The organism is Acetivibrio straminisolvens JCM 21531, from assembly GCF_000521465.1.
Classification (GTDB): Bacteria; Bacillota; Clostridia; order Acetivibrionales; family Acetivibrionaceae; genus Hungateiclostridium; species Hungateiclostridium straminisolvens.
Map to the genome: position 1 here is coordinate 1 of NZ_BAVR01000118.1, position 3,351 is coordinate 3,351.

At 39.2% G+C, this 3,351-nt stretch carries 3 protein-coding genes; all 3 read right to left on the reverse strand.

Annotated elements, in window-relative coordinates:
* Nucleotides 1-27: 27 nt before the first annotated feature.
* A complete protein-coding gene (locus JCM21531_RS16750) occupies nt 28-1,686 on the reverse strand; it encodes an AMP-binding protein (protein WP_038291525.1) in 1,659 nt (552 codons plus the stop codon).
* Nucleotides 1,687-1,704: 18 nt separating this feature from the next.
* Nucleotides 1,705-2,256 carry a helix-turn-helix domain-containing protein gene (locus JCM21531_RS16755; RefSeq protein WP_038291522.1) on the reverse strand — a complete coding sequence of 184 codons (552 nt, stop codon included), beginning with the start codon at nt 2,254-2,256 and terminating at the stop codon, nt 1,705-1,707.
* A 163-nt stretch (nt 2,257-2,419) separates the two neighbouring features.
* Nucleotides 2,420-3,301, reverse strand: coding sequence for a LysR family transcriptional regulator (locus JCM21531_RS16760; protein WP_038291524.1), 882 nt, complete (start codon nt 3,299-3,301; stop codon nt 2,420-2,422).
* Nucleotides 3,302-3,351 lie beyond the last annotated feature (50 nt).

Below are 3,351 nucleotides of genomic sequence, written 5' to 3' on the forward strand. Positions count from 1 at the left end.
TATTATTAATTATTAATTAGATATTTATTATTTGGACTGATCCTTAGCCCTGATTTCAACTCTTCTGATTTTTCCGCTTATGGTTTTAGGAAGCTCATCAACGAACTCAATAATTCTAGGATACTTGTAAGGAGCAGTTACTTTCTTAACATGATCCTGGAGCTCTTTTACAAGGTCATCACCGGGAGTATAATTTTTAGCAAGGACAACTGTAGCTTTAACTATCTGACCTCTGATAGGATCCGGTACAGCTGTTATTGCACATTCTAAAACTGCGGGATGCTCTAAAAGAGCGCTTTCTACTTCAAAAGGCCCGATTCTGTATCCGGAACTCTTTATAACGTCGTCAGCCCTGCCGACAAACCAGTAGTAACCGTCCTCATCACGCCAAGCCATATCACCAGTGTAGTAAATATCATCATGCCAAACCTTATTTGTGAGCTCTTTGTCTCTGTAATATCCGCCAAACATTCCTACGGGTTTGATTTTGTCTGTTCTTATAACTACCTGACCTTCTTCACCGACTTCGCAGGAGTTTCCGTTTTCATCAAGAAGATCTATCTCATAACCTGCAGAAGGTTTGCCCATTGAGCCTGGCTTTGGCTCCATCCAGGGGAATGTACCCAATGTTACGGTAAGCTCTGTCTGGCCGTATCCTTCCATGAGCCTGATACCGGTTGCTTTATAGAATTGATTGTATACTTCCGGATTTAAAGGCTCTCCTGCAACAGTACAGTATTTCAACTTGCTGAAATCATATTTGCTCAAATCCTCTTTTATAAAGAATCTGTAAATTGTAGGAGGTGCGCAGAAGGTGGTAACACCATACTTGCATATTACCTCAAGAAGCTCCTTTGGAACAAATTTATCATAGTCGTATACAAAAACAGCGCTTCCTGCTAGCCATTGCCCGTAGATCTTACCCCAAACGGCTTTTGCCCATCCGGTATCTGCAACGGTAAGGTGTAGTCCTCCGTCAATTACATTCTGCCAGTACTTAGCTGTTACAATATGGCCCAAAGGATAGGTGAAATCATGGCTAACCATTTTTGGCATGCCTGTAGTTCCTGAAGTGAAGTACAGGAGCATGATGCTGTCGTTGGTAGGCGCATCTTCGCCCGTTGGCCTTTCGAAATCGGGAGATTCATTTTCAATTTCTTTGTTGAAGTTGTACCAGCCTTCTTTGTCTTTACCAATGAGAGCTTTTGCCATAACAGAAGGCGATTTTTCCAATGATTCTTCAACGTGTTTTATTACTTCATCTTCAGCCACACATACAATCATTTTAATATCTGCTGCATTGTTTCTGTAAATTATGTCCTTTGTGGTGAGAAGGTGAGTGGCCGGAATACATATGGCACCGATTTTATGGAGTGCAAGAATAGCAAACCAGAACTCATAGCGCCTTTTCAAAATCAGCATTACAGGATCTCCCTTTTTTATTCCTGCTTTCTTGAAGAAATTTGCAGTCCTGTCGCTGTATTCTTTTAGTTGGCCGAAAGTAAATGTAGCCTCATTTCCGTTTTCATCACACCAGACTATTGCAATTTTATCCGGAGTTTTGGAAGCGATTTCGTCGACAACATCATAAGCAAAGTTGAAGTTTTCCGGAATATTTAATTTAAAATTTTGGATAAAGTCCTCATACGAGTCAAAATTTACTTTGGACAGGTATTTCTCTAACAACATTACATAAAACCTCCATTATAAAATTATGGCCAGGAATTTGGCAGGTTTGCCGTCCATAGCCTTCATTCCGTGTTTTGCCCCCGAGTCAAAGAACAGGGAATCCCCTTCATTGAGTATAATTTCATGCCCGTTGATAATTACTTTTAATACTCCTTCAATAACATAGTTGAATTCTTGACCCGGATGAGAATTATAGTTTATCTCAGGATTGGAGTCGGGGTCGACTGTGACAAGGAATGGTTCTATTTTTTTATTTGCGAAATTGAATGCAAGGCTTTGATACTTGTAGTCTTTTCTTCTTTCTACACTTACGCCCTTGTCTTTTCTGACAACACAATATGTATGAAGCTTCGGAGCTTCGCCGGTAAGGATTTCGGAAAGTTCAACATCGAATCTGCTGGCAATCTTGAACAACAGGCTAACCGGGATATCCACGTTTCCGCTTTCGTATTCCGAGTAGGTTTCACTGTCAATGCCCAATTCTCTTGCCAATGTCTCAACGGAGATGCCGGAGATTTTTCTAAGCTCCTGAATTCTTTTGCTAATTTGCTTAATTTGTTCAGACATGGAACCATCCTTTCTATACTTTAATAAACTAATCTAAAACGATAATAATACTTATAATATCGTAACACAGTTGAAGCAAATATGTAAAGGGATAGAGGACAAGTATTGCAAAGATTTTTTAAAATTTCGGCGGATAAATCCTATACTCTTACAGGACTTTTGGCTATATGAAAAGTAAGTTGATAAACTCGGAAGAGGCTCTTGAAAGAGGGACATTTTTCATGGTGATGACTCCCAGTTTTCTGAGCGTAATATCCTCCTTTAGTTTAACTTCAAAAAGAGTCCCTTTTTTTAGTTCATCAAGGACGCTTTCCTTTAGTACCAAAGCGATACCCAGCCCAATCTTTGCAAACTCTACAAGAAGATCAATGCTTTCTAACTCTATTTCAGGCAAAATGCCAATTCCTTTTGAAGAAAGATAAGAATCGAAATTTCGCCTTGTTGAGGTGCCCCGGTCAAGCATAAGAAGGGGATAGGAGGCAAGTACTTTTATGTCCGTTACTTGGTTTTTAAGCTCGCTGAACCTGTCGGAGGCCACGAATATATCTTTTACCGTCAAAAATTCCTCCTGACGGATTTTATTGTCCTGCACGGGAAGAGTCACTATACCGAAATCAATAAGTCCCTTTTTAAGTATGTCCTGGATTTGTGAAGAGGTCCTGTTTATGACCTGTATTTTTACGCTGGGATAATTTTTTATAAATTTTTCTATGTAGGGGATGAGAAAATATTTACAGACGGTGTCGCTGACTCCGATTCTTATTTCGCCTCTTTCCAAGTTCTGAGTCTGATATATTTTGTGTTCGGCTGTTTTTATAAAATTGAAAGCTTGCTCAATATGTTTAAACAGTATTTCCCCTTCTATGGTAAGCTTTATTTCACGGTTCTTTCGAAAAAAAAGCTTGGAGCCAAGCTTTTCTTCAAGGCTTTTGATGGACTGGCTTACTGCCGACTGGGATACGTGAAGTATGCCGGCTGCAGCAGAAAAGCTTTGTGCTTTTGCGGTATGATAAAAAATTTTATACAGCTCAAAATTTATATCCATAAGTACCTCTAATACAACTTATTAATATTATTAATTTTACTTATTTATTT